Here is a 24,006-nt window from a genome sequence, read left to right as displayed (position 1 = left end):
ACTTGCTTAAGTAACTGATTTATGACATCGCCGGATCAGTGATGGAGAGGGACCGAATCCGGTGCTGACAAGAGAACGGCCTTTGCACGGCATCGGCACCACGCAAGCGGCGGTGCTGAAACACTTGCGGCGAAACGGCATTGCGTCGCGTGCAGAACTCGCGGAATTGTGCGGCGTGACCCAGGCTGCCGTCAGCATGATGACCCGTGACTTGATCGCGCGCGGCATCGTTATCCAGGGAGCCAGACGGCAAAGCCAGCGTGGCGCGCCTCACATCGACCTCATGCTCGCCGGAAACATCGGATATGCGCTTGGGGTGCATGCCAACAGCTATTCGCTGACAGTGACGCTGCTCGATTTTTGCGGCAACCGGATTGGCGAACAGCAGCTTGAAGGGCCTTACGACAGATTTTCCGACATTCAGACGGCGATCAAATCGCTCAAAACCGACTTGCTGACATCAAACGGCATTGATGAAGGCCTGCTGATCGGCGCCGCTGTGGCCATGCCAACCCGTTTCCGTCACGGCACTGCCTTCCTCGATCTCGCGGAGGAAGTCGTTTCCTGGGCAGGCTCGGATCTGGCCTCGACCCTGCGCGAGACACTTGACTGTCCGGTGATGATTGAAAACGATGCCAATGCTGCGGCCATGGGCGAGCTTGCCTTGGGCAATGCCAGCGGACACGATAATTTTGCCTATCTTTACCTGTCCGAGGGCATTGGCAGCGGCATCATCATTGGCAAGGAACTTTATCGCGGCAATCTTGGAAATGCTGGCGAAGTGGGCGCGCTTCGTGCGCGCGGATTATCGCGCCCCTCTTTTGACGACTTGGCAGCCTGGTGCAAAGAGCATCAGGGAAACATCCCGAAAGGCCGGTCTTGCGACCAATGGACAGCATATCTGCAAGCAAACCCGACAGTTCTTGATGCGTGGCTGAGGAGAGCCGGGCCGGAATTAGCCACGCTCGCCTTTATGGTGACAGCCGTTCTTGCGCCATCGGCACTATATATCGGTGGAACACTGCCCAGACTGGTAAGGGAAAAACTAGCACCATGGCTTGATTTCTCAACATCGAATCCGTTCGATGGAGCACGGGTCATTCAACCTGATATCCTCATCCCGCAAATCTCAGCGGTCGATGCCGTCGCGTTTGGTGCCGCAGCGATGATCCTTCATAGCGTGCCGGGCAATCCGGGTCTCTGATCTCTTTCCAAATTTGGAGAGAGCCCAGAAGGCATCGAGGCCCAAGGCGATGGGAGAATAAAAACCGCCCGGAGCTGCCTCCGGGCGGATTGCTGTCATTGGATTATTTTCAGTTCGGCAAGGTGTAAGCGATGACGTAGTCGCCACGATCGGTCGACTGGCGCGCGCCGCCTGCCGAGATCACCACATATTGCTTGCCGGTCTTGGGCGATTTGAAGGTCATCGGACCACCCTGGCTGCCGACCGGCAACCGGGCTTTCCAGACTTCTTCACCAGTCGCAGCACTATAGGCACGCAGATAATAGTCCTGAGTGCCAGCAATGAAAACGAGACCACCCTGCGTGGCAAGCGTGCCACCGAGGGTCGGCATGCCGATCGGAATGGGCAAGCCCATCTTGATGCCAAGCGGTCCCTGATCCATGACGGTACCAACCGGCACCTGCCAGACGATCTTCTGGGTTTTCATATCCACCGCTGTCAGCGTACCGAACGGCGGCTTCTGGCAGGGAATGCCTGCGGCAGACAGGAAGCGATCCTTGAGAACCGCATAGGGCGTTCCCTTCATCGGCACGAGGCCCATGCCGGTATTGACGCTTTCGCCGCCATTCGACGTCTTGGTCGTGGGTGCCGCTTCCTGCATCTTCACCCAAAGACCGACGCGCATGTCATTGACGAAAATCAGGTTATGAACCGGATCAGTGGAAAGACCACCCCAGTTCATCCCACCGAGCGAGCCGGGGAATGCCAGCGAGGTATCTGTGCCGGGAGCCGTATAGAGGCCTTCATAGCGCATGGATTTGAAGGCAATACGGCACATCAGCTGGTCAAAGGGTGTTGCACCCCACATGTCGGACTCGGTGAAGGGGCCGGTACCGATCTGCGGCATGCCAACCGATAGCGGCTGGGTGAGAGAGTAAGGCTCGTTGGGAATATTGGCCGGCTTGACCGGGATCTCCTTGACCTCCGTCAGCGGCTGGCCGGTTTGCCGGTCGAGAACGTAAAGCTGACCGGCCTTGGTGCCGAAAACCAGGGCTGGAACCTTGGTGCCATCCGCCTTCGGAAAGTCGATAAAGGACGGCTGCATCGGCACGTCGAAATCCCAGAGGTCGTTGTGAACGGTCTGGTAGACCCATTTTTCACGGCCCGTGGTGGCATCGAGTGCCAGCATGGAGGCACCATATTTGTGATCGAGCGGTGTCCGGGTCGTGCCGTAAAGATCCACCGAAGGGCTACCAACCGGCATGAACACCGTATTGGAGGCCGGATCATAGGACATCGCCGCCCAGACATTCGGAGTCGAGCGCGTATAGGTCTGGCCCGCAGGCGGCAGCTTGGTGATCTCAGGATTGCCGGGATCAAACGCCCAGCGCAATTCACCGGTGACGGCATCGAAACCGCGCATGACACCGCCTGGCATATCGACCTGGACGTTGTCAGCAATACGGCCACCGACCACGACAGTGGTTCCGGCAAGCGTGGGTGCCGATGTCAGCACGTATTGCGGATCGGGCGCATCGCCCATGCCAATCTTCAGATCGACGCGGCCATTGGTGCCGAAATCAGGGCAAAACGCGCCGGTATCCGCATCGAGTGCGATCAACTGAGCCTGGATCGTGTTCATCAGGATGCGGCGTTCGCAAAGCGCACCCGGTGCAACAGTCACCGCAGAGACCGGCGTCGAGCCGGGAACCGTTGGCTGATCCAGCGGACGGGTCGCGTCGAAATAGGCAAGACCGCGGCACCGCATCCACACCGACGACTTGGCGTTGATCTCGGCCTTCCACAACTGCTTGCCGCTATCGATATCGACGGCGATGACGTTGTTATGGGGGGTGCAGAGAAACAGCTTTTCGCCGACCTGCAACGGAGTTTCCTGATCTTCCGCGCCGTTGTTGCCGGGGCTGATCGGGGTATCGCCGGTATGATAGGTCCAGGCGACCGTCAGAGCTTTGACATTATCGACATTGATCTGGTCCAGCGCGGCAAAGCGGCTACCGCCTGATGTATTGCCGTAATGTTCCCAGTTCTTCTGTTCGCTTGCCGGATCGACCGGCACACGGGCAATCGGAGTGCCGGTAAACGGCACAGAAGGATGGGGCATGAACATGCCGGCCACACCGCCTGCGGACGCCAAGGCCAGAACTGCCGCAAGCGTGAGTGAACCGGCGTAGCCGGGTGCCAGGCCGCGCGCCTTGCGCAGAAGCGGCAGCGACAGCAGCACCACGGTGGAGCCGATGCCGAAGGCCAGCAGGCGCGAGATCAGCGGCCAGAAATCGAGACCGGCATCCCAGATCGCCCAGACGGCGGTCAACAGCGTGACGATGACGAACAAAACTGCGCCGAGAGGGCGCCGCATCAAAACCAGCAGGCCGGACAGGACCACGGCAATACCGGTGATGATGAAATACCAGCTACCGCCGAGTGTGATCAGTCGGTAGCCACCGATGGCAAGACATAAACCGGCGAGAACGAGCACCGTACCCAGCAGGATCAGCCAGAGTTTGGCAACCGCCGAGAGGGCGCCTTTTTGTTGAACCATCGTATTTTAGCTCCTTGAAAGGTTGGTCGGATCGACAGTCAACGGATCGCATGAGGTTTCGCCAGATCGACACGAGCCCGAACGCCTTCTATGGTTGGATTTCCGGGTACACTGCCCTCCCGTCACAGGGTTCGCCGGAGGCATGTCTGCCTGTCCCGCTTATCCTTCGTCCGCGCCTTTTTGACAAGAGACAACAAACTCGCATGGAAAAGTCATCGCTATAGCGGACGAAACCGTTCCTCATGTTCGAATTAACGGATGTTCTCGTTGCAACACCGGGCCTTGCTCCTGTAAGCGACGAAGATCAGATAACATTCACTTCAGGAGCAGGGTCCGTGGCTGGCGATAACGACGATTATATTTATGATGAAGCGACCGGCGAATGGCGCCCCGCCTCCGAAGTGGCAGCCGCTGCCGCTCAGGCATCGGAGGTCCGTGATGCGTCCGGCAACATCTTGCAGGATGGCGATTCCGTCACCCTCATCAAGGATCTGAAGGTCAAGGGCGCTGGCCAGACGCTGAAACAGGGCACGGTCATCAAGTCGATCCGCCTCACGGATAACCCGGAAGAGATCGATTGCCGTCACGACGCGATCAAGGGACTGGTGCTGCGGACGGAATTCGTCAAGAAGCGTTGATGATCGGCGGGCCGGGTGAAAACCCGGCCTGCATTTCCGGGGCAGCAGCCCTGGACGCCGGGCCAAGCGCCGGATATTCGCCAAAAAAATGCCTGAATGAGCGACGGAATTGCGTTTCTCCCGCGTTGAAGATCCATCGATTGAGCTGTCCTATCTCATCTTCGGGAGAAAATTTGATCCACCTCACCTTGATGCTTCCCAGGTCCTTGCGCATTTTGACCTCCAATGAGGCAAAACAGAGCAACCGTGTCCGCAGAGCTGCAGGGGTTGCGGTGGATGGGTTGCGGTGAAGAGGACATGACCGACGATCCCGATGAAGAACTGGTCAGGCAAGTTGCGGCGGGCGATCAGGCCGCGATGCGGACCATGGTGGGGCGCAAGCTGCCGCGTTTTCTGGCGCTTGCCAATCGCATGCTCGCCGACCCGGCGGAGGCGGAGGATGTGGCGCAGGAAACCTTTCTGCGCATCTGGAAACATGCGGGAAGTTGGCGACAAGGCCGTGCCCGCTTCGATACTTGGGCGCACCGCGTGGCGATCAACCTTTGTTACGACCGGCTGCGCAAGCGGCGTGACGTGCTGATGGCCGAGCCGCCGGATCGGATGGACGAAGCGCCTCTGCCGGATGCCGGATTGACGGGACATGAAGCAGATAGCCAGCGGGTTACCGAGGCCTTGCAGGCGCTCGCGCCCCGGCAACGGGAAGCAATCGTTCTGGTTTACTACCAGGACATGTCGAACCTGGAGGCGGCCAGTGTGATGCAGATCAGCGTCGATGCGCTGGAAAGCCTTTTGGCGCGTGGACGACGGTCTTTGCAGAAGATGTTGACCGCAGACGGCCTGACCAGCGACGGGATGAACGGAGATGGGAATGAGTGACGACAGCAAGCAAGGCATGGATGCGGAGCGGTTTCGCGCGCTTGTCGAAGCCTATGGTGGCGACCGCAAGCGCTGGCCCGAAGACCGGCGCGGGGCGGCTGAGATTTTTGCCGCAACCGATGCCGGTCGCGCCATGGTGGAGGAGGCGTCCCGCCTGGATGCGTTTCTCGCCCTGTCAGCCCCACCGTCTCCGTCCGCTGCCCTGACGGGCCGCATCCTGCAATCGGCTGACAAGCGCGTCACACTGCGCCGCAGGCTGCATCGCTGGCTGGTTGGCGCGGGGCTTCTCGGCGTCGGCCTTGCGGGTGGCCTGACCGGTGCGCTGGCGGTTGCAATAGTTGCACCGCCCACCCAGATCCCGATGACCGATACCGCGACGGCGTTTGGCAATATCATGACCGAAGGCGAGATTGCCCAGGAGATACGATGACGGAACACGGTTTCAAGCGGCTGGCCATCGGCCTTCTGGTGCTCAACACCTTCCTGATCTGCGCCCTGGCCGGGGCGGGGTTTTTCTATCTCTATGACACGGCAACGATCCCGCCTTCGCGTCTGCCGCTGGCGGGCGAGCAGCTTCCGTCAAAATTGCGCGGTGAGTTTCAGAAAGCCCTGAACGATGCGCGCCGTGATGTGCGCTCCACCGGACTTGAAGCGCGCCAAGCGCGTGTCGAGGCAGCCGCCCTGATGGGCAAGCCGGATCTCGACGGCGTGGCGCTGGCCGATGCGCTGAAACGCGCCCGCAATGCCGAATATGCGGTGCGGGCCGCCACCGAGCAGAAGGCCATCGATTTTGTAGCCAGCCTTTCGGTCGATGAACGACGCCGTCTGGCGGATGGATTGATCCAGCGGGAGGCACCCCGGCCTGCCACGAAATGATCATATTTCAAAAGCGACGGATTTGAACCTATAGCGACGTTGAAAGGCCGATGATGAAACGGAGTTCATATCGGCCATGTCCAATTCCAACGATGTCGATGCCGCATTGGCGCTCTGGCGCTTCGGCCTTGGCGCTGCGGATGGCGGGATCACCGCCATCAAGGATGCCCCCCGCGATCTTTTGAAGGAAGAGATCACAGAGCGTGCTGTGCCAACGCCCGTCGGCGCGCAATTGCGCTCCAGTTCCGATCTCCTAGTGGCGCTTTACGAATACCAAAAACAGGTCAAAGCCGAACGCGACAAACAACCCGCAGCCGGTGCAATGGCGGGCGCGGCCATGGCCGGCGCGAATACGATGCAGGGCGCAGGCGGCACGCCCCAAGCTTCCGGCATGCAAGGCAATGCTATGCAGGGCAATGGCATGCAGGCGGGTGCCATGCCGCCCCAGTCGCAACCCCAACCGCAGGCCCAGGCCCAACCCCAGTCCATGGACAAAAAGCCGGATATGCCGGTTTCCAAGCGTCCCTATTTTCCGCAGCAGATCCTGCTTGCGGAAGCCGACGCCCGTTTCAACGGCACGATCCACCAACCGTTGATCGGCTTTGGCGAACGGCTGGCGATGTTCTGGGCCAACCATTTTTCGGTGGCGATCAGCAAGGGTGGCGAAGTGCATATTCTGGCCGGAGCTTTCGAGCGGGAGGCCATCCGTCCCCATGTCTTTGGGAGGTTCGAAGACATGCTGCTGGCGGTCGAAACCCATCCGGCCATGCTGGTTTTCCTCGATAACCAGCAATCCATCGGCCCGACCTCGCCCGCCAACAAGAATGGCAAGCGGGGCCTCAATGAAAATCTTGCCCGTGAGATCATGGAGCTGCACACGCTCGGCGTCGATGGCGGCTATAATCAGGCAGATGTGACGTCGCTGGCGCGGATCATTACCGGCTGGACATTCTACCGCGATGAAAAACGCCCAGGCCCACAGGGCAAATTCATTTTCAACGCCAATGCCCATGAACCGGGCGACCACACGGTAATGGGCATGACCTATGCCGAGGGCAATGTGGAACAGGGCCGCACCGCCTTGCGCGACCTCGCCCGCCACCCAGCAACCGCCAGACATATCGCCACAAAACTTGTCCGGTATTTCGTCGCCGACCAGCCGCCACCGGCCCTGGTGACGAAACTGGCTGCCGCCTATACCAAGTCACAGGGCGATCTCTCGGCTGTCTACACTGCCCTTATCGATGCCGACGAAGCCTGGAACCCGACGCTGACGAAAATGCGCATGCCACAGGATTATGTGGCGGCGATGCTGCGCACCAGCGGGATCAGGCCGAAGCCGGAGCAGATCATTTCCATGCTGAACGCGCTTGGTCAGCCGCTCTGGAACCCCGCCGGTCCGAACGGTTTTTCCGACGTTACCGATGCTTGGGCATCGTCGGAATCGCTGGCGACCCGCATCGATGCGGCAAATCTCTTTGCCCATCAGATCCAGGGCCAAGTCGACCCCCGTGCCTTTGCCGGTGACCGGCTGGGACCACTTCTCACCGCCGATACATTGCAGGCGATTTCCCGGGCCGAAACCCGACCGCAGGGCTTGTCGATTGCTTTCCTTTCCCCCGAATTTCAGAGGCGCTGAACCATGCTGTGCGAAAACCTCTCCCCCACCCGCCGCGCCGTTCTCGGCACATCCGGCGCCTTGTTTGCCTGGGCCTTCATGCCCCGCTTTGCCCATGCGGCTGGCGGACGCGATCCCCGCTTTGTCACCATCATCCTGCGCGGCGCGCTGGATGGGCTGACCGCCGTACCGCCGGTCGGCGACCCCGATTATGAAGGCTTACGCCAGTCGATCGCGCTGAGGCTCGATGGCGACAAGCCGGTGCTGCCGCTCGACGGCTTTTTCGGATTGCATCCCTCGATGCCGAATTTCCAACGCCTGTTCCGCGCCAATCAGGCCGCCGTGGTGCATGCCAGTGCCACCGCCTACCGTGAGCGCTCGCATTTCGATGGACAGGATGTGCTGGAATCCGGCTTTCCGACGCCCGGACATGTCGAAACCGGCTGGATGAACCGACTTCTGGAGGGATTGCCAGCCGGTGACAAGATCGCTCCCGGTGCGGCGGAACGGGTGCAGGGGCTTTCCGTCGGAGCAACCGCACCCCTGGTCATTCGCGGCAAGGCACCCGTGCTTGGCTGGGCACCGTCCGTGCTCCGCCCCGCTGACGGCGATCTCGCGCCGCGCCTGATGGATCTTTATGGCCGGACGGACCCGATGCTCTCGAAGCTTCTGATTGAAGGCATCCAGACCGGCAAGATCGCATCCGGCCTCGACATGAAATCAAAGGGCGGCCCCGGCGACCCGAACGGCATGGAGCAGATGGCCCGAGGCGCTGCCCGGTTGCTGGCCCAACCGGATGGCCCGCGTGTCGCAGCACTTGCCTTCGAGGGTTGGGACACCCACGCACAGGAAATTGACCGGCTGGCAAAGCTTCTGGCTGGCCTCGACAAGTCTATTGCCGCCTTCGAACAGGAACTTGGACCCGCATGGAAGGATACGGCAATCATCGTTGCAACGGAGTTCGGTCGCACGGCACGGATCAACGGCACTGACGGAACCGACCACGGCACCGGCACGACCGCCTTCCTCGCTGGCGGTGCCGTGCGGGGTGGCCGCGTCATCACCGACTGGCCGGGGCTGAAGCAGAACCAACTGTTTGAAGGCCGGGATCTGGCCGCCACCACCGACATTCGCGCCGTGATCAAAGGCATGGCGGTCGATCTTCTTGGCGCCAGTGCCGGTCATCTGGCCAGTGTTGTGTTTCCAGGCTCGGACAGTGTTCAGCCGATGAAGGGCTTAATCGTCTAACGCCAGAGATGTCAGGCACGAGGGTGTGGCAGGAACCCCTTGACGTTTTGATAGGAGGATTCATTTTCAATGAATCCTCCTATCCCTCATTCCGTCATCAAAACAACGGCTCACCAGTTCAAATACTGAATATTCAATCCGTTGGCGTCGAATTTCTTTCTTTTCCTGGAGGAACTATTAATGGCATATGCCCGTGTCGCCCGCATTAAAATCGGCAGATCATCCATACTGTCCGTATAGGCCGCAGTCCATCTCCCCTGAAATCCAATGCCGCCAAGCGCTATGCATTTTCTTTCATGGCGACAATGATCGCTGAGAACCCAGCCACCGAGAACGCGGTGTAATCCCGATCCAACCACCTGAATACGACTGTCGATGCACGCTGCAAACGGCGCAGCAATCCACAGCGGCGCTCCCGTTGCGACGGCCACCTGACTGCCTTGGTTCAAATAATGCCGAAGCTCGACCAGGCCTTTCTCATGCCAGGCTAGCCTTGGCTGTTTGCCTGCTTTGACCCTGTCGGCAAAACGCGCGAAAGAGGCTTTCAAGTCATGTTCGGAAAGTCCGAACGTGGCGATCCAGAGAAAGACCGAGGTTCCCCAGCGCCGCAGCGGCGGGAACACAATCAATGGACCGGCGAAAGGCAATGCCAATGCCGCCAGCACAAAGCGCCAGCCTGATTGACCCACCCGCTCCAGAATCCAGGCGGCGGTTGAATCCCAGTTGAGCAATGTTTCATCAAGATCGAAAACAGCAGACTCGATGTCTTGCATCAGGATGCCTTACCTCATTGTTGATCTGTCGGCCTTGATGGCCGATGCAGTATTCCTCCAGTGATGAGGCACTCGAAAACCGCCGGTCAGGTCGATATCGTTTGCGTGTGGCCAATCTCCGGCAAGACCGGCATCGACTTGCCCAAAATCCAGAGCGTTAGAGGCTTGGGCAGAATATGGGCCAGCCGGATTAACCAGCGCATCGTGAAAGGGAATAGATAATCCGCCTTCTCATTCCTGAGCGCATACAGAATGTGGTCAACGGCCTTGTCCGCCGAAATCTCAAGGGGCGCTGGCATCCCATCACCAGCTGTTGCCTCGGTGGCAACAAACCCCGGATAAACGGTGGTGAACTTGATGCCATAGCGGGCAAATTCGATGCGACATGTGTCGATGAGCAGCATTGCCGCTCCCTTGGCTGCGGAATAAGGGCCTTGAAGCGGCACGCCGAGGAAGCCTGCGAGCGAATTCGTATGCGCAACATACCCCCCACCCTGTCGCATCATCTGCTTCAAAACCGGGAAGAGATAATTGACCACGACATCGTAATTCAAACGCATGCAGGCATTGACGTCACTGGCGCTCATCAGCCGCATATCCAGGGCTGGCGCACCACCAGCATTCAGATAGATCATGTCGATCCGGCCATAGTGATCGATCACGGTTTTCACCACCTCGGCGGCGGCCGTCGCATCGGTTGCATCAGCCGCGATGGCCAGGCAATCGCCACCTGCGCTGCTGATATCCTCGGACAATTCGATGAGCATCGGCTCGCGCCGCGCCGTAACGATCACCTTGGCACCCTCGCCTGCAAGCCGCTGGGCAAGCACTCGCCCCATGCCGGAAGAAGCGCCGACGATCAAAATAATTTTTCCTGAAAAATGCATGATTGATCTCCTGCCTGACAACTGCATCATTCCTTAAATCGGCTTCGGCTTGGCATTACGCAGTCGCGCGACGCTGTTGCGCCCAACCGCGATAATGATCCGCCATCGTCTGCTCGAATGGCCGGTAGGCGATGCCCAACTCAGACTGGCTGCGCCTGTTATCCAGAGCAAAGCGAATGCCGAGATGGTTCGTCATATATGCCTGAGTCAGGCCAAACAGCGGCCCGATCAGCCGAACCACCAGATTGGGAATCTGCCAGGAGGGCAACAGATAGGGCTTGGGATGAACCCGGCGTGCGTAACCGGCGATTTCCAGGAAGGTCCGGGTGCGGTTTTCCGCGAGAATATAACGCCCCTTTGCGTCCGGATTCAGCGCCGCCCGGATATGCGCCTGCGCCACGTCGCGAACATCCACACATGCGAGACTGAGGTCCGGCATGCCGTAGAAAAAATATCCCTTGAACATCTCGTCCAGCAGAAAAAGCGAGCCGGATTCAGAAGCAGGCGTCAAGGAAGGGCCGAGGATCATGCCTGGATTGATGGTTGTCAGGCTCCAGCGGCTTTGCTCACCCTGGATTTTCCAGGCTTTCTTTTCCGCCAGAACCTTGGAATAATGGTATGGATTGTTTTGAACATTGCTTGACGTATTGAAATAGTCCTCGGCAACTGTGTTATTCTTCATCGACCGGACATCGATATAATCGCCAAAAATCGCGCCAATCGTCGATGTCATCACCACACGCCGGACGCTTTCAGTCCTGTTAACACTGCCAAGAACATTGCGGGTGCCTTGAAGGGCTGGCTCCACCATTTCGCGCTGCCCATCCTTGATTTTTTCCGGCAGCTTGAAAGGCGATGCGACGTGGAAAACAATCGCGCAGCCAGCCATTGCCGCATCGAAAGAACCAGGGGTAAGAAGGTCGGCCTCATAGAGCGTCAACTTCCCCGGAAAGCGGGCCTGCATATCGGTCAACGGCTTGGTCTTGGCCCCGTTCCGCAGGCTTCTGACCGTGGCATGCACAGTGGCATCCATTTCAAGAAGTTGAAGAATGAGATGGCTGGCAACGAATCCGCTCCCGCCCGTGACGAGCATGGTCTCTTGCATTCTGAACCCCTGTTTTTTATGGGAATAATCGTAACAGATGGAAGAAACGGTTCGAAATATGCGGATACCGGCTTGGCCTTAGCTGATCAAAAAATGACCGCAAAAGACCCGCCCCAGATCGTGCCTTGTCACAAAGCAAATAGGCGGCGCCACGTGAGCGCCGTGATTAATACCAGGGTTCGATGAGATCTATCTGGCTCTGTCGCAAATTTTTGAGAGAGTTACAGAAGCGGCTATCGCTGGACACAGTTATGCGGCGAGTGCCGCGAATTGTTGAAATGCCGATTGGCCACCGGTCAAAAATTGTTGCTTGCGGATCATATGGGCGACTTCGATGCCGTCCAGTGTCGCTGATGCGTAGTTAAAGGATTTGAAGCTCTTCATGGGCCGGGTCAGCGTCTTGATGAAGCGATTATCCTGCCCAATGATGTTGTTGAGATATTTGACTTGGCACATCTCGATTGGCCAGAACCAGCCCTGCAACAGCAGCAGGAGATTCATGTTTTGCAGCCCTGCCAAAATCGCCCCACTCTTGTCGATCACGACTTTGTCCGGCCAGCCATTGTTCTCGATTGTGCGTGCAAAGAAATCGGTAGCGGCCGCCTCGGCGCGATGCTCAGACAGCATGAAATTAAGGGTTTTACCGTGCTTATCAACCGCATGATAAAAATACATCCACTTGCCTTTGACCTTGATGTAGGTCTCATCCATTCGCCAGGAGCCGCTGGGTTTGGATTTACAGCGTCTCGCTTGCACGGCAATAAGCGGCGAATATTTCACGACCCATCTATTCAGTGTTGCATGGTCGAGATTGACACCGCGTTCCGCCATGATTTCTTCAAAGTCACGGTAAGAAACCGCATAGCGGACATAGAAAAACACGGCGTATAAAATCACTTCTTTCGGGTGGTGACTGCCTTTGAAATCGACTATGACCGCTCAACTCTGCCTGCCTGCTTTTCTTCAGGCCGCATCTGCCGCATGATGATCGAGGCCGCAAACCATCGGGAAATTTTGCGACAAAACCTTCGACGACAAGAAAAAGGCATGATTCGGTTCAAGTCAGCAGCGCAATGCCAGCGGTTTGTTTCCAACCATGGGCCGATCTCCAATCTATTCGTTCTTCACCACAAGCATCAAACCGCTGCAGAGCACCACGAACTTCGCACTGTGGCTATGGCCGTCTGGCGTGAAATTGCGTTGTCGAATGTTGCATGAAATCAATGCCGTGGATTTCAACTCCACGATTGGAACTTAAGGCGACACTACCGCCGCTGACCTTTCTCCGCTTGAAAAACTTAACGTGACAACACCCTTGCAACGGTTGTATGCTTTGCAGGTGCTACCTTGGAACGATTTACGATATTTCATTCTGAAGTACTTATGAATGGAGTTTGGCTATGATCAGGACAGTTTCCATGGTGTTTTTCTTTGTTTTTGGGTTGATATTTTTTTATACATTAAGCTCTTTTGGATTCTTATCTAGTTTTTTGGGCTTTACTTTCTGGGTTGCGGGATTAATTACAATCCATCGTGCTTTGCCCCTTAAAAGAAACAGGAGTTGACCGTGAATAACGAATGGAGTGTTCCGTATCCTCCCAACGGCGACCTTCAGGGGCAGTTTGAGGGGTTTTGTCGCAAAATTTCCCGATGGTTTGCGGCCTCGATAATCATGTAGATGTCGCCTGCAGAAAAGCAGGCAGGCAGAAAGGTCGTGATCGACAAGAGTGGGCGATTTTGGCAGGGCTGCAAAACATGAATCTCCTGCTGCTGTTGCAGGGCTGGTTCTGGCTAATCGAGAGCTGCACCAATTTCTCCTCCCATTGGCACTGGTATCGGGGCACTGGCATTTGGGCGCGACATGACAGCGGCTTATACGTCTGATGATCGCCGTTTCTGTCGCGCTTTAGTCAGTATCCAGCCTTCATGATTGATCGTTCCCCGCGAAGATGCCGGTCTGCCGCCTCTTTCTGATCTTTCTTCAGACGCCCATTGGCAATGAACCTGATGAGCCACGGGATCTGCTTGACCTTGACCGTGGCACTTTGCGCAAGAATGAAGCATTCAGCACATTTTTCCAGGATCTCGATATTCAGCAGCAGGCGCTCTAGCCCCATGCCGAAGCACAGCGCCATGTCATCAAGGCAATAGGCGTTCGCACCGTTCGACAAGGCCTTTGTCGGGTCATCGGTCGAGCACATGCCTAAACGTTTTGCCTCAAGGCCGAGGTGACGGATCTGCTCATCGAACACCGCCGGCAGGGAAAGATCGAGGCGCGCCAGTGCTGATGTCCAGGTCAAGCCGCCCGAGGCAATGGCACCCACATCCGGCCGCGCCCGGTATATGCGATGATGCAAGTCCCCCGGTATCGCGGAAAGGCCCGGTGTCGCGGTCAGGCCCGGCGTCGCGGAAAGACTTGTCCATTCGAATTCATCGGGCACGTCCTGTCCGGAGTTGATCCGGACACTCACAAAGGCATTTTGTTCGGGAATACGCTGCGACAGCACATCACCCGGTTTGAGAAGCCCTTTTCCCGCCAGGCGTGCCGCCGCCCGGCCGAGAGCCTCTTCGATATAGGCATTATTGATTTTCATAAGCATGTCACACCAAACGGAAAACGGTTTCAAAACGCTCAAGGGCATCGTCGATCACCTCATCGGTGTCCGCCATGCTGGTATAGATGCGGCTGCCCGCCAGGGTTAGAATGCCATGGGCCATATAGGCTGCACCCATCTCTTCCATCAGGTGTTTACGGGGATTGGCCTCGCGCATCAGCTTGATCGGGTTGCGCATGCTCATCAACAGCACGGCGGACGTCTGCAGATGAACGATGGAGCCCATATTATAGACCACATAGGGAAGGCCGAGCCGGTTGAGGATCTCCTTCAAGCCCTTGGCCAGCCGGTCGCCAGCTCGTCCGGCAACAACCGGCGCATTGGTGCGCGCCATCTCCTCGATCGCATAGTAACCAGCAACGCAAGACAGCGGATTGGCCGAAAGCGTGCCGCCAACAAAGGCCCGCTTGCTCGAGGTGCCGATACCCCCGACCAGGGTCATCATGATGTCCTTGCGACCGCCGATCCCGCCTGCCATCAGATAACCCCCGGTGAGGCACTTGCCGAACACGGTAATATCGGGCGTCACGTTGAAATAGCCTTGTGCGCCACCCATGCCGACACGAAAACCGGTGACGACCTCATCGAAGATCAGCAAAGCCCCGAATTCGTCGCAGAGTTTGCGAACTTCGCGGTTGTATTCGGGCGTCACAGGCCGCGTGCCGCTTTCCGGCCCCAGAGGCTCGAGAATAACCGCTGCCGTGCCACCGCGAATACGGTTCAGCATCAGCTTGCGCCGGAGCGTGCCGATCTCATTGGGGAAGACTTCCTGAGTATAACCGGTGACGCCTTTCGGAATGCCCGTAGCTTCGCGCCGACCGGTACCGGGCACACGCATGCCGTAGACCATCTGGTCGCTCCAGCCATGATAGTCGCCGCCAACCTTGATCACCCATTTCTTGCCGGTATGGGCGCGGGCTAAGCGGATAGCACCCATGCAGGCTTCCGTGCCGGAACCGAGCATACGGAACATTTCGATACCCGGCATAAATTTACGGATGATCTCGGCGAGCTTGAATTCGTATTCGTGAAGGAGGCCAGTCACCGGACCGCATTCGTCGATCAGTTGATGCACTTTTTCGCGCACCGGCAGATAGTTGGAGCCAAGCAATGTCGGTCCACCGGCCTGCAGAAAGTCAGTATAGCGATTGCCGTCCGCATCCCACATATAAGCGCCATCGACTTTGGTGGCTGCAATGGGAAACGGATAATTGAACGCGAGATTATGCTGGACCCCGCCCGGAATAACCTCCGCCGCCCGTGCGGCCCAGGCCTTGGAGGTCTGGCATTTCTGTTCGAAATAATCGAGCACCTTGGGCATATTGGTCTTGGAGATGCCTTTGGGCGGCTGCTTGAGCAGAGCGTTCAGCCGGTCCATGAGGTCTTTGTTATCCGGCCAGGCGCTGATGCTGTAGGAAAGTTCAGAGTTACGAGCTGCCATGTTCATTTCAAGCTCCCTTGGTCTCAGCCTTGTCCAGAACGTTCAGAATGAACGCCTGGAGTTGCCGATCCAGATTGACGTGTTTGTTGATGCGTTCGCGCAGGTGGGCGGCGGCAGCGGCTTCGATTTTGCGGATCATGCCCGCGGCGGTCTTGAGATCGGCCCCCGCGCAGATGACGCCGTGACTGGCCAGAAGATATGCAAAGATGTCGGGCCGCAGGGACTTCGCAAAAATCTTTGCCAGCATTCCCGTGCCCGACGGCCTATAGGGAATAAGCGCGACGTGGGGACCCAGTGCCCCAAGATCGCTTCCCCTTGGCCAGGGCAGGATTTCATGCAGCAGGGCGACAGCGCTTGCGATAGGCTGGTGTGTATGAACACTGGCATGACGGTTAGGATGCATAAGGAGCATCCTGGCATGCAGTCCTTTTTCAATGGTCGGCGTCTTGTCGCCTTCGACAATGTCGAGGGTCTCGATATCGAGGATCACCACGTCTTTCGCCTCGACCGTGTAGTAGTCGGAGGCCGAGGGAGTAACCGCCATCAATTTTCTGTCGACGCGGACGCCGATATTGCCGCCGGTTCCGGCAAAATAGCCATTATCCGCGAAATAGCGGCACATATCGGCAATCTCCTGCCGCTGAGCCATGAATTTAGCCATGAATCTTGCCCTTCGATCCGTTCAGACGTTTGTAAAGCGGCGCCAGGCGCCGATGGAGTTCCGTGAAGATACCGAAGCGCTCGTCGTAGAGCCGCTGCGTTGCCGGATCAGGATCGTAGACCCGGTCGATCACCACATGGCGCGCGACGTCATCGAACTGGAGGAGGCCGAGCCCCACAGCCCCGATGAAGGCCGCACCGCGTGCATTGGCTTTCATCGGATCATGTGGCTGGCGGATCTGGACGCCCAGAACATCCGCGAAGATCTGGCACCAGGCGGGCGACATCGCGCCACCGCCGATCATGGTGATTGCCTCAGGCCTTCGGCCAAGAAAGCGGGAGACCGGCTTCATCATCCAGCGTGTATTGAGCGCCACGCCTTCGAAGACCGCCCTGACAAGGGTTTCGCGGTTATGCTCCATGCTCATGTTGAAGATCCCGGCCCGAAGGGTTGGGTCATCCACGGGGCAGCGTTCGCCGAAAAGCCAGGGCAGATACATCATGCCCGCCGCTCCGGCAGGTGTACGGGCGGCAATCTCATCGAGAACCCTGTAAGTATCAGGCGTCGGTTCGGAATCGATCAGGCCATCGTCATGGAAGACAATGCGGTCCTTCAGGAAGGCGATATTGCTCGCCCCGCTCGATTGCATGGCGATCATCAGATATTTCGACGCAACCGGACAAGGAACCGATGTGATCTGGTCCATCACACTGGTTTTCTTGAAAGGCACATGCGCCGAGATCCAGGACGATGACCCCATGTAAAGATGGGCATCATAATCGGCCAGCGTTCCAGCGCCAATCGCGGCGGCTGAATTGTCGATGGCACCGGCAACGACCGGCGTTTTCGGTGACAGGCCCAACAGATCGGCAACCGAAGGAAGCAGGGTTCCAACGATATCCGTACACCTGACGAGATCGGGAAATTTCGCCTTGTCGATACCGCTGGCACCGATCAACCCGTCATCATAGCGGATATGGTTGACATCGCGGTTGTCTGTCACCCAGGAGGTGAGAATGGAATCCTGCGTAGCGCAAAATCGGCCCGTCAGCCGCAGATTGAAGAAATCGAGAACGTTGAGAAACTTGTAGGTCTTCTCGTAAATGTCAGGGAAAGCATCGCGGATCAACAGCATGTGGCCCGCTGGGTCCTTGCCGGACAGAGCCGGGGCGCCGCCACATAGCCTCAACCATTTCTGCAACTTGATCGCGTCATAGCCTGCGACCTTCATTGCACCGCGCATTTCCTTCTTCAGATAGCGGGCGCCGCGCATATCGAGCCAGATAATCGCGTTCATCAGCACATTGCCGTCACGGTCAACGGCAACAGTTCCCTCACCTTGGGTAGATGAGCAGATGGCGACGATATTCTCACGCAGCGCGGCACTCTGGCTGAGCACATCCTGGCTTGCTTCGATGAAGGCGTTCCACCACTGAGAGGGATCCTGCTCTGCCCCGATCGTATCGATGACCTGGAGCGGCACCGACCGGAATGCCCAGGCAACCACGTGTCCGGTAATCGACACCAATCCGACTTTGCAGCCACTGGTGCCAAGATCGATCGATAAAACATATTGGTCAGACTTGGCCATCTATCGCCATGCATGCAGCCTGAATGCAATCCAGGTTGCTCCCCATTTTTATTGGATATTGCACCTATAATAGGGGAAAAACCAGCCATTTGCGTAGCGGTGAAGCTGTCCTTTGAGGGGTCTTTACCGGTCAAATAGGCGATAGATCCGCACGAAGCGCGCCAGGCGTGGTGCCAGTCCAACGGCGGAAAGCTCGCCGGAAATTATGAGGGTCCGAAAATCCGACCGCAAATGCGATCTGCTCGACAGACATGTTCCTGTTGCCCAACAGTTCGAGCGTGCGGTTCTTGCGAAGATCATCCAAAAGCGATTGGAAGGAAACCCCGCTTTCGGCAAGTCTGCGACGCAGGGTGCGCTCACTCATGCCTAGCGCGCGCGCCACCTTGGAAATATGCGTGCGACTATGCAGTTTCTGCCGGAGAACCCTTTCGACGGATTCGATGATTTCGGCAGCCTCGCGGCTTCTGGCCCGGTTATAGGCCATGAATTCAAGAAGCTGGCGGTGGCTAAGAGGATCGGATGTCAGCAGCGGTTGCTTGTACCAGGCGGCATCATAGATGAAGGCGTTTTCCATCTGGCCAAATCGGACCGGACAGCCGAAAACCCGTTGATATGCTTCCGTATGCGCTGGCGCAGGGTAAGCAAAGTCGACCCGGACCGGCTTGAAACTCTCCCCGACAAGGCCGTGGGCGACCCCCATGAAACTGGCAAAAGCCTCTTCCACCAGGAAAACATAGATGTCGGGATCGTGAAACCGGCTCGCCGCCGTGACGACGACACCCTCCGGACTTTCCCTGGTGTCGAATTCCAACATGCTGCCGGTGTCTTTTTGGAGATCGAGGCCAAGTTTTACCGCGTCACCAACGGTTGCTGCCGTTACCATCACATAACCGACCAGGCCCACAGAGGTAATCTTTTCGCGAATCCCGGTCTCCAATCCAAGCGCCTTGCCCTTGGTCATTTTCATGGCCCGCAGGATCGCCTCACGTCCCTGGCGAAAAGAAACCCGACAGGCTGGGTCGGCAAGATCCTCCATTGGAATGCCGAGGCCCGCCGTTAATCGCGAGGCGTCGAGACCAAAATCCGTGAGCGTCATCACGAGGCTGCGAATGAGAAACGCCGGGATATTGGCAGTCACGTAACGCGCATCGACTGTCTTCATCAGACCCCCCTTATGACTTAACCTTCACGTCCATTTCTGCTGCGACAGCCATGTCGGCACCCTGCTCCATTCTCCTCCAACAGAGCCGGTTATGACCGGAAATATCAGGGATTATGCGGCATTTGCCCCAACCGTACAATATTCCTCCGCATACTGTTGTCCATTCGGGCCGAGTATATCCGCTGCGCGGAGCATGAGATACAAAGACACCTCCATGACGACAGTCAATGCCAGGGAGGTCTTGGGAGATAGATTGGCCGGAGATGACACCACAGTGTCCCCGAACTCCCTTGTGGTGCAGTGTCGTCCTCCTATTCTGAACTTCACCGCGCTCTTTAAGGGCCGGACAATAATAACAGGCGGAACAATGGGTATGCGAAAAGCTGCCCGGCCTCTCTGGGGACCAACCTCTCCGGGGGCGTACTTCTCTGGGAGAATGACGATGCTTTTGTGGATACTCGGCTTGAGTGCTGCCTATGCGGTAGCGCTGAATGGGACAATGGTCATGCCCGTCGTCGTTCTATCGATGAGCAAACTGACGGGCTATAACGAAGCAATGGCGACAATCGTCGCCAGCGCAGAACTCGCGGGCATTGCGTTTTATGGAATATTCTTACCCAAACTGGCGCTCAGATCGTGGAAAGCCGTGGCGATTGGCGGCATTGTCGCGGTCATGATTGGCGAAGCGCTGAGTTTCTGGCTTCAAAACCCTTACAGCCTTGCCACTGCAAGATTTGCGACCGGACTTGGCGAGGGCGCCTTGTTCAGCCTGGTTTCGATGAGCCTTGCCTCGCTTGCCAATGCCGAAAGATACTGGGGCGCGCTTAGCCTGATTGGCGGAACCGCCATGGGGTTGCTGCTCTTCGTGGTATCACTCGTGCCACCGGAAGAAGCGGGAGCGCCTGTCTTTCTCATGTTGGGCGCGTTTACCGCCATCATGGCGCCGCTCCTGGTTTTCGTTGCCAGGCGCTCATCCCGGCTCCCTGTGGCAAGCAGTCACACCAAACTCAACAATGGGAAAATGCTGCTTGCAATGATGGTTGTATTTCTCGTTTATGGGGTGCAGGCGGCGCAATGGGCAGTCTGCGGTTATGTGGGGGAAAAAGTGGGGCTGAGCAATGGTGAAGTTGGCTTCTATCTCGCCCTATCGTCGCTGGTGGGCTTCCTGGGAGCGATCATTCCTTCTTTCACCCATGACAAGGCCAAAAGACTGCCAGCCGTGCTGCTGGGTTTCCTGATCATGGCGATGTCGATCTATTTCCTGTTCACCATGCTAACACCCCTGATTTTCGTCATGACACAGGTTCTGGTCAATATCGGTTTCTATATCGTGACCCCGTTTATCACAGGTATACTGACCGAAAACGACCCCGACGGGTCAGTGATGTCACGAACCTTAGTGGTTGCCGTCGTGGGGGGCACGCTGGGAACCGCAATTGCCGGGCCAATCTTTGAAGGCTACGATTCGAGCCTCTTCGCCTGGTCCTGTCTCTTGCCCCTGGCAATCGCGGCGGTCTGTGCAGCAATCATCTTTGGCCATCTGCACCGTAGCTTTCCAGCGACTGTAATAAACAAAATAGCGGAGTGAAACTTGTTCGATATGGCCATTGAAACTCTCCAGTCTATTCTGGAACGCCAGCGTCAATCCTTCCAGCATGACAGTTATCCGTCACTGTCCTTGCGCCGCGACCGCCTGAACCGGATCGGCCGATTGCTGAAGGAGAACCGGCAAGCGCTGTGCGATGTGGTTTCGCGGGATTTTGGTCATAGGTCCGATCATGAAACGGTGCAATTGGAGATTGCTCCGCTCATGAGCGCGCTTCGCCATACACGGTCCCATCTACGCAGATGGATGAAACGCGAACGCCGTGGACGCTCGATTGAGTTTCTGCAGCTTGCAAATTGGGTCCAATACCAGCCGCTCGGGGTGATTGGTATTATGGTGCCGTGGAACTATCCGCTTCTACTGGCCCTTGGGCCGCTTATCGATATTCTGGCTGCGGGAAACCGGGCGATCATCAAGCCATCGGAATTGCTGCCGGAAACCTCGGCTCTTCTTTCAAAGCTCGTCGAGGCTTATTTCGCCCCGGAGGAAGTTGCCGTTATCGAAGGAGGGGTGGAGACTGCCGCAGCATTTTCTGCCCTGCCCTTCGATCATCTGATTTTCACCGGTTCAACGGCAGTCGGTCGCAAGGTTATGGCGTCAGCAGCTGCTAACCTGACACCGCTCACCCTGGAACTGGGTGGCAAGTCGCCCGCACTCATCGCCCCGGATTATCCCATTGCCGATGCTGCCCGTGACATCGCCTTTGGAAAGCTGATGAACGCGGGCCAGACTTGCATTGCACCTGACTATGTTCTGGTCGAGAAATCAAAACTTGGAGACTTTGCATCCGCCCTGATCTCTCAGGCAGAGGTTTTTTATCCACGACAGGCGGGACCACAACATGCGGGGCCACAACACGCAGGGCCACAACACGCAGGGCAAGAACAGTATTCAAGCCTTGTCGGCGCTCGAGCGCATGAACGGTTGCTCAAAGGCCTTGAGGAATGCCGCGCCCGTGGGGCCAAACTCATCACTGCTGACATCGCCATGCCCTCTCAAGGGCGCGTGATCGCACCCACGCTGGTAATCGACCCGCCTGCGGATTGCTTGCTGATGGAGGAAGAAATCTTCGGGCCAATCCTGCCCCTTATTCCCTATGAGGATTTTGACACAGCGTTGAAATTTGTCCGCGAGCGCCCGCGCCCTCTGGCGCTCTATATCTTCACTGGAAACCGGGCGACCGAGAAAAATGCATTGACGAACACGATTTCCGGCAATGTCACCATCAATGGTACGCTTCTGCATATCGCTCAAAATGACCTGCCGTTTGGGGGTATCGGACCAAGTGGCATGGGGGCCTATCATGGGCATGAGGGCTTCAAGCGTTTTTCGCATGCCCGTGGCATTGCAAAAGTCCGTCTTTTCAATCCTGCACGCCTCGCCATGCCTCCTTACGGGCGTTTGGCACAATTGCTGGCCAGGTTTATGACCCGCAACTAATGTGAAGGGTCATTTTCCATAACTTCTCGTGTCATACCGGTGAATGTAGGGTCCACTGCGGCAGACTACTGCGTAAGCTATCGGTTTCCTTGAAGACGGATCATGGCCTTGCTGCTTCATTGGCTGAAACAAGTGCCTGAACCCAATACCGGACAAGCGGCATTGTCCTGCCCCTTAGGTAAGACTTGGCCTCATATGACACCAATATGACCAGGTTTTCCCTTGATGGAAATGCGGTCCAATTTATCGTTGTTAAATTGTGGAACCGCCATATGCTGAGCAATTTCAGTTCGCTTTGACGAGGGAGAAAGCAACGAATTACCAGTCTTTGATATGTTGCAGTTCGGCCATCCCTCCGCTGGAGGGATCGACCTGTTTAAAGACATGAATCGAGACAGGCACCGCATGAATAGCGCCCTAAACAATACCAAGGGGTGATCGATACTGAGAATGCAGGCAAGCATCAAACCGAAAACTGGGAAAAATAATTTCGGGAACTCGATGTCGTCGATGCTACATAAAAAAAGGGAACGAAATGAGCAGTCAATATTCTTGGCGAGCGCCTCAATTTGCGCTGGCAATATGGGTGGGTGCACTATCGTTTGCGCCTTGCGTTGCAGTCGCGGGCGGCTTCAGCAGAGGCGAGGCCGATACTGATATTCTGTTTACGGATGGAAACTATAGTTTACGGAGCGGAGCAATATATGTTTCACCAAGCCGCTCATTTTCAACCCTGAACGGCGCAAAGGCCTCTGACAAAGCCTATTCGGATGAGTTTTGGATACCAAGCGTCGCCGTCAAGGCAACACTTGGTTCCGGTATTGCCTGCGCTTTGACTTACACACAGCCATTTGGTGCATCCGCAACCTATGGAAGCGAGGCGCAAAACGCCGAATATACCACAGCTTCGAGCCAGGGATTGGCACTCGTCAATCCAACCTCAAAAATGCAGTTTTCGACGGATGAATACGGTGCAACCTGCGATGTGCGGGTGGACGCCGGGCCGGGCCGCTTTTACATGATCGGTGGCGTCTTTCTGGAAAGCTTCGAATACAAAGAAAACACCCTTTACGGTAACATTCGGCTGAAGGATGACGGTGCGTTAGGCTACCGAGTGGGCGCCGCTTACGACATTCCTGAATATGCCATGCGCTTCCAGCTCATGTACCGGTCGCAAGTCTCGCATGATGCGGAAGGGACATTCACGCCCTCAGCGCTGGCCGCCGCCGCAGGTGTGACAGACACTGCTCCGGCTAACGGAACCGGAACCCTACCGCAGTCGATCAAGCTCTCTGCCCAGACCGGCGTAGCGCCGGGTTGGCTGGTTTACGGTTCCTTGGCCTGGACAGACTGGAGCGTTCTTCAAAACTTCAGATATGACGTCACCGGGCTTGGCACAAGCAACAAGGCCTTCAATTACAAGGACGGCTACACGGTCCAGATTGGTGTGGGTCATGAATTTACAGAAAACCTGTCTGGAACGGTTAACGTGACCTGGGATGAAGGCGTAGGGACAGGAGCAGACATTACGACCGATACATGGTCGCTTGGACTAGGCGCAGAGTACAAAACCAAATTCGGTAAATTCGATCTCGGAACCTCCGTCTCTTACCTCACTGCCGGTTCACAGAGCGTCAGCGCCGGAGCGACTTATGACGCAACCGCCAAGCATGATTGGGCGGTCGCCGTTGGATTGGGGTATCTGATCGAATTCTGAGCATGTCAA

General features: G+C 57.0%; 21 protein-coding genes and 2 pseudogenes. 12 read left to right on the top strand and 11 right to left on the bottom strand.

What is annotated here, in order from left to right:
• Window positions 1-61: 61 nt before the first annotated feature.
• Entirely contained in the window at window positions 62-1,204 is a 1,143-nt protein-coding gene (locus tag AVCG78_RS18345; protein ID WP_071206889.1) for an ROK family transcriptional regulator, read from the top strand.
• A gap of 109 nt (window positions 1,205-1,313) precedes the next feature.
• Here AVCG78_RS18345 and AVCG78_RS18340 read toward each other — a convergent pair whose 3' ends face one another.
• Window positions 1,314-3,743: a glucose/quinate/shikimate family membrane-bound PQQ-dependent dehydrogenase gene (locus AVCG78_RS18340; RefSeq protein WP_071206890.1), complete on the bottom strand. Its 2,430-nt coding sequence runs from the start codon at window positions 3,741-3,743 to the stop codon at window positions 1,314-1,316.
• Window positions 3,744-4,078: 335 nt separating this feature from the next.
• On the opposite strand from AVCG78_RS18340, the gene AVCG78_RS18335 reads away from it, so the two are divergent.
• Window positions 4,079-4,381 carry a zinc ribbon domain-containing protein YjdM gene (locus AVCG78_RS18335; protein WP_041698808.1) on the top strand — a complete coding sequence of 101 codons (303 nt, stop codon included), beginning with the start codon at window positions 4,079-4,081 and terminating at the stop codon, window positions 4,379-4,381.
• Here AVCG78_RS18335 and AVCG78_RS18330 read toward each other — a convergent pair.
• Window positions 4,368-4,595 (bottom strand): hypothetical protein, encoded by a 228-nt coding sequence (locus AVCG78_RS18330; protein WP_156582596.1) that lies wholly within the window; start codon window positions 4,593-4,595, stop codon window positions 4,368-4,370. The two genes, AVCG78_RS18335 and AVCG78_RS18330, sit on opposite strands and share 14 nt — an antisense overlap.
• An 83-nt stretch (window positions 4,596-4,678) precedes the next feature.
• On the opposite strand from AVCG78_RS18330, the gene AVCG78_RS18325 reads away from it, so the two are divergent.
• The 5 genes from AVCG78_RS18325 to AVCG78_RS18305 all read left to right on the top strand — a co-directional run bounded on the left by AVCG78_RS18325 (window position 4,679) and on the right by AVCG78_RS18305 (window position 8,999).
• On the top strand, window positions 4,679-5,257 hold the full coding sequence (locus tag AVCG78_RS18325) for an RNA polymerase sigma factor (RefSeq protein WP_071206892.1): 579 nt from the start codon (window positions 4,679-4,681) through the stop codon (window positions 5,255-5,257).
• Window positions 5,250-5,687: a hypothetical protein gene (locus AVCG78_RS18320; protein WP_071206893.1), complete on the top strand. Its 438-nt coding sequence runs from the start codon at window positions 5,250-5,252 to the stop codon at window positions 5,685-5,687. The genes AVCG78_RS18325 and AVCG78_RS18320 overlap by 8 nt, the downstream gene beginning before the upstream one ends.
• Entirely contained in the window at window positions 5,684-6,133 is a 450-nt protein-coding gene (locus tag AVCG78_RS18315; protein WP_071206894.1) for a periplasmic heavy metal sensor, read from the top strand. Before AVCG78_RS18320 ends, AVCG78_RS18315 begins: the two co-directional genes overlap by 4 nt.
• Before the next feature lie 76 nt (window positions 6,134-6,209).
• Complete coding sequence (locus AVCG78_RS18310) at window positions 6,210-7,772, top strand: DUF1800 domain-containing protein (RefSeq protein WP_071206895.1); 1,563 nt, start codon at window positions 6,210-6,212, stop codon at window positions 7,770-7,772.
• A 3-nt stretch (window positions 7,773-7,775) separates the two neighbouring features.
• Window positions 7,776-8,999 (top strand): DUF1501 domain-containing protein, encoded by a 1,224-nt coding sequence (locus AVCG78_RS18305; protein ID WP_071206896.1) that lies wholly within the window; start codon window positions 7,776-7,778, stop codon window positions 8,997-8,999.
• A gap of 110 nt (window positions 9,000-9,109) precedes the next feature.
• Here the strand turns inward: AVCG78_RS18305 and AVCG78_RS18300 are convergent, their stop codons facing one another.
• From AVCG78_RS18300 to AVCG78_RS18285, 4 genes are all read right to left on the bottom strand, one after another.
• Window positions 9,110-9,772 (bottom strand): HAD family hydrolase, encoded by a 663-nt coding sequence (locus tag AVCG78_RS18300; protein WP_071206897.1) that lies wholly within the window; start codon window positions 9,770-9,772, stop codon window positions 9,110-9,112.
• A gap of 86 nt (window positions 9,773-9,858) precedes the next feature.
• A complete protein-coding gene (locus AVCG78_RS18295; RefSeq protein WP_234665022.1) occupies window positions 9,859-10,659 on the bottom strand; it encodes an SDR family NAD(P)-dependent oxidoreductase in 801 nt (266 codons plus the stop codon).
• Window positions 10,660-10,714: 55 nt separating this feature from the next.
• Entirely contained in the window at window positions 10,715-11,764 is a 1,050-nt protein-coding gene (locus tag AVCG78_RS18290) for an NAD-dependent epimerase/dehydratase family protein (RefSeq protein ID WP_071206898.1), read from the bottom strand.
• Between the two features lie 249 nt (window positions 11,765-12,013).
• The gene (locus tag AVCG78_RS18285) at window positions 12,014-12,697 is read right to left on the bottom strand and encodes an IS6 family transposase (RefSeq protein WP_071206899.1); all 684 of its coding nucleotides are present in this window, start codon (window positions 12,695-12,697) and stop codon (window positions 12,014-12,016) included.
• Between the two features lie 93 nt (window positions 12,698-12,790).
• Between AVCG78_RS18285 and AVCG78_RS18280 the strand changes: the two are divergent.
• Together AVCG78_RS18280 and AVCG78_RS27465 are read left to right on the top strand one after the other, a co-directional pair.
• A pseudogene (locus tag AVCG78_RS18280) lies at window positions 12,791-12,982 on the top strand (IS6 family transposase); the annotation flags it as partial.
• A 490-nt stretch (window positions 12,983-13,472) separates the two neighbouring features.
• A pseudogene (locus tag AVCG78_RS27465) lies at window positions 13,473-13,564 on the top strand (IS6 family transposase); the annotation flags it as partial.
• A gap of 110 nt (window positions 13,565-13,674) precedes the next feature.
• Here AVCG78_RS27465 and AVCG78_RS18275 read toward each other — a convergent pair.
• The 5 genes from AVCG78_RS18275 to AVCG78_RS18255 all read right to left on the bottom strand — a co-directional run bounded on the left by AVCG78_RS18275 (window position 13,675) and on the right by AVCG78_RS18255 (window position 19,234).
• Window positions 13,675-14,358: a hypothetical protein gene (locus AVCG78_RS18275; RefSeq protein WP_071207270.1), complete on the bottom strand. Its 684-nt coding sequence runs from the start codon at window positions 14,356-14,358 to the stop codon at window positions 13,675-13,677.
• Between the two features lie 7 nt (window positions 14,359-14,365).
• Entirely contained in the window at window positions 14,366-15,826 is a 1,461-nt protein-coding gene (locus AVCG78_RS18270) for an aspartate aminotransferase family protein (RefSeq protein ID WP_071206901.1), read from the bottom strand.
• 1 nt (window position 15,827) lies between these two features.
• The gene (locus AVCG78_RS18265; protein ID WP_071206902.1) at window positions 15,828-16,481 is read right to left on the bottom strand and encodes a class II aldolase/adducin family protein; all 654 of its coding nucleotides are present in this window, start codon (window positions 16,479-16,481) and stop codon (window positions 15,828-15,830) included.
• Window positions 16,474-18,072: a xylulokinase gene (locus tag AVCG78_RS18260; RefSeq protein ID WP_071584491.1), complete on the bottom strand. Its 1,599-nt coding sequence runs from the start codon at window positions 18,070-18,072 to the stop codon at window positions 16,474-16,476. The genes AVCG78_RS18265 and AVCG78_RS18260 overlap by 8 nt, the downstream gene beginning before the upstream one ends.
• Before the next feature lie 130 nt (window positions 18,073-18,202).
• On the bottom strand, window positions 18,203-19,234 hold the full coding sequence (locus AVCG78_RS18255) for an AraC family transcriptional regulator (protein ID WP_071206904.1): 1,032 nt from the start codon (window positions 19,232-19,234) through the stop codon (window positions 18,203-18,205).
• 214 nt (window positions 19,235-19,448) lie between these two features.
• On the opposite strand from AVCG78_RS18255, the gene AVCG78_RS18250 reads away from it, so the two are divergent.
• The 3 genes from AVCG78_RS18250 to AVCG78_RS18240 all read left to right on the top strand — a co-directional run bounded on the left by AVCG78_RS18250 (window position 19,449) and on the right by AVCG78_RS18240 (window position 23,997).
• Window positions 19,449-20,822, top strand: a complete 1,374-nt coding sequence (locus AVCG78_RS18250) for an MFS transporter (RefSeq protein ID WP_234665021.1) — start codon at window positions 19,449-19,451, stop codon at window positions 20,820-20,822.
• A 12-nt stretch (window positions 20,823-20,834) separates the two neighbouring features.
• Window positions 20,835-22,280 (top strand): coniferyl aldehyde dehydrogenase, encoded by a 1,446-nt coding sequence (locus AVCG78_RS18245; RefSeq protein WP_071206906.1) that lies wholly within the window; start codon window positions 20,835-20,837, stop codon window positions 22,278-22,280.
• A gap of 586 nt (window positions 22,281-22,866) precedes the next feature.
• Window positions 22,867-23,997 carry an OmpP1/FadL family transporter gene (locus tag AVCG78_RS18240; RefSeq protein WP_234665020.1) on the top strand — a complete coding sequence of 377 codons (1,131 nt, stop codon included), beginning with the start codon at window positions 22,867-22,869 and terminating at the stop codon, window positions 23,995-23,997.
• The last annotated feature ends 9 nt before the right edge of the window (window positions 23,998-24,006 follow it).

It is taken from the genome of Gillisella vitis, from assembly GCF_021559775.1.
In the GTDB taxonomy this organism is placed as follows: Bacteria; Pseudomonadota; Alphaproteobacteria; order Rhizobiales; family Rhizobiaceae; genus Allorhizobium; species Allorhizobium ampelinum.
Note: the sequence above shows the minus strand (reverse complement) of the source record. Positions and strands in the feature narration are given on the sequence as shown.

What these genes read in the sequence shown, in the direction of transcription:
- AVCG78_RS18255 (WP_071206904.1), bottom strand. Translation starts at nt 19,234, where the DNA reads ATGAAGACAGTCGATGCGCGTTACGTGACTGCCAATATCCCGGCGTTT.
- AVCG78_RS18250 (WP_234665021.1), top strand. Translation starts at nt 19,449, where the DNA reads ATGACGACAGTCAATGCCAGGGAGGTCTTGGGAGATAGATTGGCCGGA.
- AVCG78_RS18260 (WP_071584491.1), bottom strand. Translation starts at nt 18,072, where the DNA reads ATGGCCAAGTCTGACCAATATGTTTTATCGATCGATCTTGGCACCAGT.
- AVCG78_RS18270 (WP_071206901.1), bottom strand. Translation starts at nt 15,826, where the DNA reads ATGAACATGGCAGCTCGTAACTCTGAACTTTCCTACAGCATCAGCGCC.
- AVCG78_RS18300 (WP_071206897.1), bottom strand. Translation starts at nt 9,772, where the DNA reads ATGCAAGACATCGAGTCTGCTGTTTTCGATCTTGATGAAACATTGCTC.
- AVCG78_RS18320 (WP_071206893.1), top strand. Translation starts at nt 5,250, where the DNA reads ATGAGTGACGACAGCAAGCAAGGCATGGATGCGGAGCGGTTTCGCGCG.
- AVCG78_RS18265 (WP_071206902.1), bottom strand. Translation starts at nt 16,481, where the DNA reads ATGGCTAAATTCATGGCTCAGCGGCAGGAGATTGCCGATATGTGCCGC.
- AVCG78_RS18290 (WP_071206898.1), bottom strand. Translation starts at nt 11,764, where the DNA reads ATGCAAGAGACCATGCTCGTCACGGGCGGGAGCGGATTCGTTGCCAGC.
- AVCG78_RS18330 (WP_156582596.1), bottom strand. Translation starts at nt 4,595, where the DNA reads ATGCGCAAGGACCTGGGAAGCATCAAGGTGAGGTGGATCAAATTTTCT.
- AVCG78_RS18310 (WP_071206895.1), top strand. Translation starts at nt 6,210, where the DNA reads ATGTCCAATTCCAACGATGTCGATGCCGCATTGGCGCTCTGGCGCTTC.
- AVCG78_RS18245 (WP_071206906.1), top strand. Translation starts at nt 20,835, where the DNA reads ATGGCCATTGAAACTCTCCAGTCTATTCTGGAACGCCAGCGTCAATCC.
- AVCG78_RS18305 (WP_071206896.1), top strand. Translation starts at nt 7,776, where the DNA reads ATGCTGTGCGAAAACCTCTCCCCCACCCGCCGCGCCGTTCTCGGCACA.
- AVCG78_RS18315 (WP_071206894.1), top strand. Translation starts at nt 5,684, where the DNA reads ATGACGGAACACGGTTTCAAGCGGCTGGCCATCGGCCTTCTGGTGCTC.
- AVCG78_RS18295 (WP_234665022.1), bottom strand. Translation starts at nt 10,659, where the DNA reads ATGCATTTTTCAGGAAAAATTATTTTGATCGTCGGCGCTTCTTCCGGC.
- AVCG78_RS18325 (WP_071206892.1), top strand. Translation starts at nt 4,679, where the DNA reads ATGACCGACGATCCCGATGAAGAACTGGTCAGGCAAGTTGCGGCGGGC.
- AVCG78_RS18340 (WP_071206890.1), bottom strand. Translation starts at nt 3,743, where the DNA reads ATGGTTCAACAAAAAGGCGCCCTCTCGGCGGTTGCCAAACTCTGGCTG.
- AVCG78_RS18275 (WP_071207270.1), bottom strand. Translation starts at nt 14,358, where the DNA reads ATGAAAATCAATAATGCCTATATCGAAGAGGCTCTCGGCCGGGCGGCG.